Source organism: Nocardioides sp., from assembly GCF_036401255.1.
Classification (GTDB): domain Bacteria; phylum Actinomycetota; class Actinomycetes; order Propionibacteriales; family Nocardioidaceae; genus Nocardioides.
Map to the genome: position 1 here is coordinate 1 of NZ_DASWVI010000326.1, position 6,699 is coordinate 6,699.

The window sequence follows — 6,699 nt, forward strand, 5'->3', positions numbered from 1 at the left end:
CTGGACCTCCCGATCGTCGGCGACGTCCGTGGCGACGGGTACTTCTACGGCATCGAGCTCGTCAAGGACAAGACCACCAAGGAGTCCTTCACCGCCGAGGAGTGCGAGCGCCTGCTCTACGGCTTCGTCTCCAAGCAGCTGTTCGCCGAGGGCCTCTACTGCCGCGCCGACGACCGCGGCGACCCGGTCATCCAGCTCTCGCCCCCGCTGATCTGCGACCAGGCCCACTTCGACGAGATGGAGCAGGTCCTGCGCACGGTCCTCGACAAGGCGGCCACCCTCCTCTAGGCCGAGTCGGCGCCAGTTTCCTCCCGAGGCACGCCGAGGCGGCGCCAGTTTCCCCTTGAGCCACGCCGAGGCGGCGCCAGTTTCCTGGGAAGGTGTGCGGAAGCTGGCCCGAACGCACGGTTGTCCACAGGTGGCGTCTGCCTGGGCGTGGGCGGTGCCAGGTTCGGGCAGGACCTGGCCATGACTACATCACTGCTGCTCGACGCCTCTGTCGGGCTCCCTCTCGATACACCGTTCACCCGACCCATGGCGCGCGACTTCGGCGTCAACGACAAGACCCTCCACGCGCTCGTGGTGGAAGGCTTCCTCCGGCGTCCGATCCGCGGCGTCTACGTCGCCGCGCAGGTGCCCGAGTCCCTCGAGCTTCGGTGCTGGATGCTCACCCTGGTCCTCCCACCGGACGCCTTCGTCTGCGACCGGACGGCCGCCTGGCTGCATGCCGGCCCGCGCGCACTCGGTCCGAACGAGCACCTCGCTCCTCCACCGATCTCATGTTTCAGACCGAGCGACTGCGGCCGGCTGCGGAACAAGCTCACCGACAGCGGAGAGCGGGAGGTGCGCGAGCGCGACCTCATGCTGATCCACGGCGTGCTCGTCACGACACCACTGCGGACCGCACTCGACCTGGGGCGGCTGCAGAAGACGCGTGACCTGAAGATGCACGGGATGGACACGATGCTGAGCCTCGGGGTGTTCACACTCGACGAGTTGCTGGCTGAGATTCCTCGGTTCAACCGCCGGCGGGGCGTCGTCCAGCTGCGCCACCTCGCTCCTCTGGCCGATCCCGGGTCCCAGTCGATGGGCGAGACGGCCCTGCGCCTACGGTGGCTGGACGGCGGCCTCCCGAAGCCGGAGACCCAGATCCCGGTGGTCCTCGACGGCCGCATTGTGTTCTACCTCGACATGGGGCTGGTGGAGCTGTTGTTCGCCGCCGAGTACGACGGCGAGGAGTGGCACGGCCCCGACCAGGAAGATGCCGACCTCGATCGGCGGGACTGGCTCGACCGCAACCGTCGGTGGGCGATCGAGGTGTTCCGACGAGACAATGTGTTCGGCCCCCGACAGGACGCCGACCTGCGCCTTGCCCGCGCCTTCGCTGCCGCGCGCGCCAGCCTCGGCACTCGCACCTACATCGTCTGATCCGGGCAAGCGGGTGAACTAACGCCGACTCGGCGTACCTCCCCGGGAAACTGGCGCCGACTCGGCGTACCTGGTCAGGTGAGCTTGGCGGTGCGGCGGCGGCTGGCGACCTCACCACTGACCACGATCACCATCGAGATCACCAGCATGACGGTGCCGACGACGTTGACCTGCATCGGTACGCCGCGCTGAGCGGCGCCCCAGACGTACATCGGGAACGTGGTGGTCGTGCCCGCGTTGAGGTTGGTGATGATGAAGTCGTCGAACGACAGCGAGAAGCTCAGCAGCGCGGCGCCGAGGATGCCCGGGAACACCAGTGGGAACGTGACCCGCCAGAACGTCTGGGCCGGGGTCGCGTAGAGGTCCATGGCCGCCTGTTCGAGGGAGTCGTCGAACCCGGCCAGGCGCGACCTGACCGTGACCACCACGAACGAGAGGCAGAACATCACGTGGGCGATCAGGATCGTCCAGAAGCCCAGCTGGCCGGCGAAGCCGGACGCCACGAAGAGCGCCAGCAGCGAGGAGCCCATCACGATCTCGGGTGAGGCCATCGGCAAGAAGATCAACAGGTTCGTCGACGAGCGGCCCAAGAAGTCGTAGCGCACCAGTGCGAACGCGGCGAGGGTGCCCAGGACCGTCGCGCCGAGCGTGGCGAGCAGGCCGATCTCGATGCTCTTCCCGAGTGCCGCGCACATGCCCTCGGCGGCGCAGGGATCGGTCCAGTTGTCGAGCGTGAACGCGTCGAAGCGGTAGACGTTGCGGCTCGCCGGGTCGTTGAAGCTCATCAGCACGACGACGGCGATCGGGATGAACGTGTAGGCGAGCACCACCAGGCCCAGCATGAGCACCAGGTGCTCTCGGATCCAGCGCCCGATCACAGCAGCTCCTCCGTCCCGGCCCGGCGGACGTAGACCAGCACCATCGCCACGATGCCCACCATCAGGATCATCGAGAGCGCGGCGGCCGCGGGGTAGTCGTTGGCGTCGGTGAACAGGCTCTGGATCACGCCGCCGACCATGCGCTGGTTGGGGCTGCCGAGCAGCTGGGCGTTGATGAAGTCGCCCGACGCGGGGATGAACGTCAGCAGGGTCCCCGAGACCACACCGGGCAGGGAGAGCGGCCAGGTCACCTTGAAGAAGCCCACCACGGGGTTGGCGTAGAGGTCGCTGGAGGCCTCGATCAGCCGGTGGTCGATCTTGTCGATGCTCGCGAACAGCGGCAGCACCATGAACGGCAAGAAATTGTAGGTCAGGCCCGCGACCACGGCGATCGGCGTGGCCAGCAGGCGCCCGTCCTCACCGAGGAGGTGGAGGAACTGCAGGGTGTCCACGACGATGCCGTCGTCGGCCAGGATGAGCTTCCACGACAGCGTCCGCAGCAGGAAGCTGGTGAAGAACGGCGCGATGACCAGCACCAGCATCAGGTTCTTCCAGCGGCCCACCTTGAAGGCGATCGTGTAGGCCAGCACGTAGCCGAGCACGAGGCAGAACACCGTCGCGAGCCCGCCGTACCACAGCGCCCGCAGCATCGGCTGCCAGTACGCCTGGACGACGTCGACGTAGTTGCCCCACGCGTAGGTCATCTCGTAGCCACGGAAGTCCGAGCCCGCAGGGTCGTAGAGGCTGGTCGCCAGCAGCGAGTAGAAGGGGACGACGAAGAACAGGATCAGCCAGAGCGCGGTGGGGAGCAGCAGCAGGTAGCCCACCGCTCCCGTGCGCCGGGTCATTCGTCGTCGCCCTTCTGGGCGCCGGCCAGCGCGTCCTGGGAGATGTCGAGCAGGAACGCGTACTCGGGACGCCAGGAGAGCTCGACCTGCTCGCCGACGTGGAACAACCGGTGGCGCCCGGTGTTCTGCTGGAACACCTGCAGCTCCTGACCCCACGGCATCCGCACCAGGTACTGCGTGCTGACGCCGACGAAGCTGACGTCGGTCACGACGCCGCCGGGGATCGTGTTGCCCGGGGCGTCGAGCTCCTCCCCCGGCGCGCCGATCAGCACCTTCTCCGGACGGATCCCCACCCAGCCGCGGTCGCCGTCGGTGTGGCTGCGAGCCGGCGGGATCGAGACCCCGACGCCCTGCATGTCCACGCTGACGACGTCGGCCGACCGCGAGGTGACGGCGCCCGGGATCAGGTTGGACTGGCCGAGGAAGTTCGCGACGAACGTGCTGCGCGGGTTCTCGTACAGGTCGGCGGGCGCACCCATCTGCTCGATGACCCCGGCGTTCATCACCGCGACCGTGTCGGCCATCGTCATGGCCTCCTCCTGGTCGTGGGTGACGTGGATGAACGTGAGGCCGACCTCGGTCTGGATGCGCTTGAGCTCGATCTGCATCGAGCGCCGCAGCTTGAGGTCCAGCGCGCCGAGCGGCTCGTCGAGCAGCAGCACCTCGGGGTGGTTGATCAGCGCCCGCGCCAGCGCGACCCGCTGCTGCTGGCCGCCGGAGAGCTGCGCCGGCTTCTTGCGCACCTGGCTGGTCAGCTCGACCAGCTCGAGCATGTCGCGCACCTGGGAGTCGACGTCGGAGGCCTTGCGACGCTTGAGCCCGAACGCGACGTTCTCGTAGATGTCGAGGTGCGGGAACAGCGCGTAGCTCTGGAAGACCGTGTTCACCGGTCGCCGGTAGGGCTTGGCGTAGGTGATGTCCTGGCCAGCGAGGGTGATCGTCCCCGAGGTCGGCGTCTCCAGGCCCGCGACCATCCGCAGGGTCGTGGTCTTGCCGCACCCGGACGGTCCGAGCAGCGCGAAGAACGACCCGCGCGGGACGTCGAGGTCCAGCGTGTCCACCGCGGTGAACCCGCCGAAGGTCTTCGTGACGGCGCGCAGTCGCAGGCCGTCGTACGGCGCGCCGTCGGGCGCCGGGCCCCGCGTGCTGTCGGGGCGCTCAGCCACCTGTGACATCGGACCAGTCTCCTTCGTACTCGACTTGCTGACGGTCGTCGAGCGGCATGAAGTCGAACGTCGCCTTCAGCATCTCGTCGTCAGGGAAGATCAGCGGCTCGTCGACGAGCGAGGGGTCGATCTTCTCCATCTCCTCGCGCGCCCCCTCGACGGGACAGATGTAGTTGACCCAGGACGCGAGCTTCGCGGCCACGGCCGGCTCGTAGTAGTAGTCGATCCACTTCTCGGCGTTCGCCTCGTGGGTCGCCAGGTTCGGCACGATCATGTTGTCGCTCCACAGCGACAGCCCCTCCTCGGGCGCCACGAACTTGATGTCCGGGTTGTCGGCCTGGAGCTGGATCACGTCGCCGGACCAGGCCTCGCACGCGAGGATGTTCCCGGCCGCGAGGTCCTGGGTGTAGTCGTTGCCGGTGAACGCCCGGACCTGTCCGGAGGACACGACCTTCTGGAGCCGGTCGATGGCGTTCTTCCACTCGTCCTCGGTGAACTCGTCGGGATCGGCGCCGACGATCCTCAGCATGAAGGCCATGGTGTCCCGCATCTCCGAGAGCAGCGTCACCCGGCCCTTGAGGTCGGAACGGGTGAGCAGCTCCTCGAAGCTCTTCACCTCGCCGGTCTTGGCGGCGTTGTAGGCGATGCCGGTCAGGCCGCTCTGCCACGGGGCGTGGTAGGTGAGGTCGGGGTCCCACTGCCGGCCGCGCAACGGCGCGATGAGGTTGGCGTGCAGGTTGGGGACCGCGTCCTTGTCCAGCGGCTGGATCCAGCCCAGCCCGATCATCCGGGCCGCCATCCAGTCGGTGAGCATCATCATGTCGCGGTCGATCGGCTGGCACGAGCCGAGCTGGTTGCGGACCTTGGCGTAGAACTCGGAGTTGTCGTTGACGTCGTCGTTGTAGGTGACGCTGATGCCGGTCTGCTCCTGGAACCGCTGGAACGTCCCGTTCTTGGCCTTCTTGGGGTCGATGTACTGCGGCCAGTTGGAGATGACCAGGCGCATGTCCTCCTCGGACACGTCCCGAGCGCGGCACTGCGCGGGATCCTGCTGCGCGCCGTCGGTGCCGAAGAACGGCAGCTTGAGCGCGGCGAGGCTCACCCCGGCGAACGCCACGGCGCCACCGCCCTTGAGCACGCTCCGACGGGACACTCCCCTGCGTGGGACTGGTGACTCCGGCGCCATGCGACTCCCTCGGGCCATCGACTGGATTGCTCGGATCGTGCCATGTGATGGGCCCATCGACAAGCGATCCAGTCGACAAGAAACATTCTCGCAACGAAATCGCTTGTCCGACGCGGCGGGCAGGTCTTTGACCCAGGGCCCTCGGCTGCGGAACCATGCGGCCATGAGCACCAGGAAGTCCGGGCGTCCCGCGTTTCAGCTCGACGACGTCTCGAAGGCGATCATCGAGCAGCTCCAGCAAGACGGCCGGCGCTCGTACGCCGCGATCGGCAAGGTCGTCGGGCTCTCGGAGGCGGCGGTCCGGCAGCGGGTGCAACGGCTCATCGAGGGCGGCGTCATGCAGGTCGTGGCGGTCACCGACCCGCTGGAGCTGGGGTTCGCACGCCAGGCGATGGTCGGCATCCGGGTGTCGGGGGCGCTCGAGCCGGTCGCCGACGCGATCGCCCAGCTCGACGAGGTCGACTACGTCGTCGTCACGGCCGGCTCCTACGACCTGCTGGTCGAGGTCGTGTGCGAGAGCGACGAGCACCTGCTCGAGCTGATCTCCGGTCGGATCCGTGCCATCGACGGCGTGGTGATGACCGAGACGTTCATGTACCTCCAGCTACGCAAGCAGACCTACTCGTGGGGTGTGCGCTGAACCGTCACGCGGACCCGCACTGGGAGCGCCTCTCGCTCTGGCACGACACGGTCGACACCGACTGGACGCCGCGCCCCGCCCTCGCGGGCGACGCCGAGGCCGACGTCGCCATCGTCGGCGCGGGCTTCACCGGCCTCTGGACGGCGTACTACCTCGCCGAGGCGGACCCCACCTTGCGGATCGTCGTGCTCGAGGCCGAGACCGCCGGGTTCGGCGCGTCCGGCCGCAACGGCGGCTGGTGCTCCGCGCTCTTCCCGGCGTCGCTGCGGACCCTGGCCGGTCGGTCCGACCGCGAGGGCGCGCTCGCGCAGCACCGGGCGATGCGCGCGACCGTCGACGAGGTGATGCGGGTCGCGACCGACGAGGGCATCGACGCCCACATCGCGAAGGGCGGCACGATCGCGCTGGCCCGCAGCAGGGCCCAGTGGCGCCGCGCCCGGAGCGAGGTCGCCGAGGCGCGCCGCTGGGACCGCGGCGAGGACGACCTCCGGCTGCTCGGCCGCACCGAAGCGACCGCGATCCTGCGCGGCAGCCGCACCGTGGGTGCGACGTA

7 protein-coding genes and 1 pseudogene are annotated in these 6,699 nt (G+C 68.4%); 4 read left to right on the forward strand and 4 right to left on the reverse strand.

The features are described 5' to 3' along the window. Window positions 1-288 (forward strand): annotated as a pseudogene (locus VGD85_RS15240) (aspartate aminotransferase family protein); the annotation flags it as partial. Window positions 289-534: 246 nt separating this feature from the next. Continuing rightward, window positions 535-1,428, forward strand: a complete 894-nt coding sequence (locus tag VGD85_RS15245) for a hypothetical protein (RefSeq protein WP_331064283.1) — start codon at window positions 535-537, stop codon at window positions 1,426-1,428. A 74-nt stretch (window positions 1,429-1,502) separates the two neighbouring features. Here VGD85_RS15245 and VGD85_RS15250 read toward each other — a convergent pair whose 3' ends face one another. Genes VGD85_RS15250 through VGD85_RS15265 form a run of 4 tightly spaced genes read right to left on the reverse strand, consistent with a single transcriptional unit; the run spans window position 1,503 to window position 5,458 of the window. Next, on the reverse strand, window positions 1,503-2,306 hold the full coding sequence (locus VGD85_RS15250; protein ID WP_331064284.1) for an ABC transporter permease: 804 nt from the start codon (window positions 2,304-2,306) through the stop codon (window positions 1,503-1,505). Next, window positions 2,303-3,154: an ABC transporter permease gene (locus VGD85_RS15255; protein WP_331064285.1), complete on the reverse strand. Its 852-nt coding sequence runs from the start codon at window positions 3,152-3,154 to the stop codon at window positions 2,303-2,305. The genes VGD85_RS15250 and VGD85_RS15255 overlap by 4 nt, the downstream gene beginning before the upstream one ends. Beyond that, on the reverse strand, window positions 3,151-4,329 hold the full coding sequence (locus tag VGD85_RS15260; protein ID WP_331064286.1) for an ABC transporter ATP-binding protein: 1,179 nt from the start codon (window positions 4,327-4,329) through the stop codon (window positions 3,151-3,153). Before VGD85_RS15260 ends, VGD85_RS15255 begins: the two co-directional genes overlap by 4 nt. Then, window positions 4,313-5,458 (reverse strand): spermidine/putrescine ABC transporter substrate-binding protein, encoded by a 1,146-nt coding sequence (locus VGD85_RS15265; protein ID WP_331064287.1) that lies wholly within the window; start codon window positions 5,456-5,458, stop codon window positions 4,313-4,315. The genes VGD85_RS15260 and VGD85_RS15265 overlap by 17 nt, the downstream gene beginning before the upstream one ends. Before the next feature lie 211 nt (window positions 5,459-5,669). Here VGD85_RS15265 and VGD85_RS15270 point away from each other — a divergent pair, with 211 nt between their 5' ends. After that, window positions 5,670-6,146 carry an Lrp/AsnC family transcriptional regulator gene (locus VGD85_RS15270; protein ID WP_331064288.1) on the forward strand — a complete coding sequence of 159 codons (477 nt, stop codon included), beginning with the start codon at window positions 5,670-5,672 and terminating at the stop codon, window positions 6,144-6,146. Then, window positions 6,131-6,699: FAD-binding oxidoreductase (locus tag VGD85_RS15275; RefSeq protein ID WP_331064289.1), on the forward strand; the 569-nt coding region annotated here is incomplete at its 3' end. The genes VGD85_RS15270 and VGD85_RS15275, both read left to right, overlap by 16 nt.

Coding starts and splice junctions, on each gene's coding strand:
- VGD85_RS15245 (WP_331064283.1), top strand. CDS start 535: ATGGCGCGCGACTTCGGCGTCAACGACAAGACCCTCCACGCGCTCGTG.
- VGD85_RS15270 (WP_331064288.1), top strand. CDS start 5,670: ATGAGCACCAGGAAGTCCGGGCGTCCCGCGTTTCAGCTCGACGACGTC.
- VGD85_RS15260 (WP_331064286.1), bottom strand. CDS start 4,329: ATGTCACAGGTGGCTGAGCGCCCCGACAGCACGCGGGGCCCGGCGCCC.
- VGD85_RS15255 (WP_331064285.1), bottom strand. CDS start 3,154: ATGACCCGGCGCACGGGAGCGGTGGGCTACCTGCTGCTGCTCCCCACC.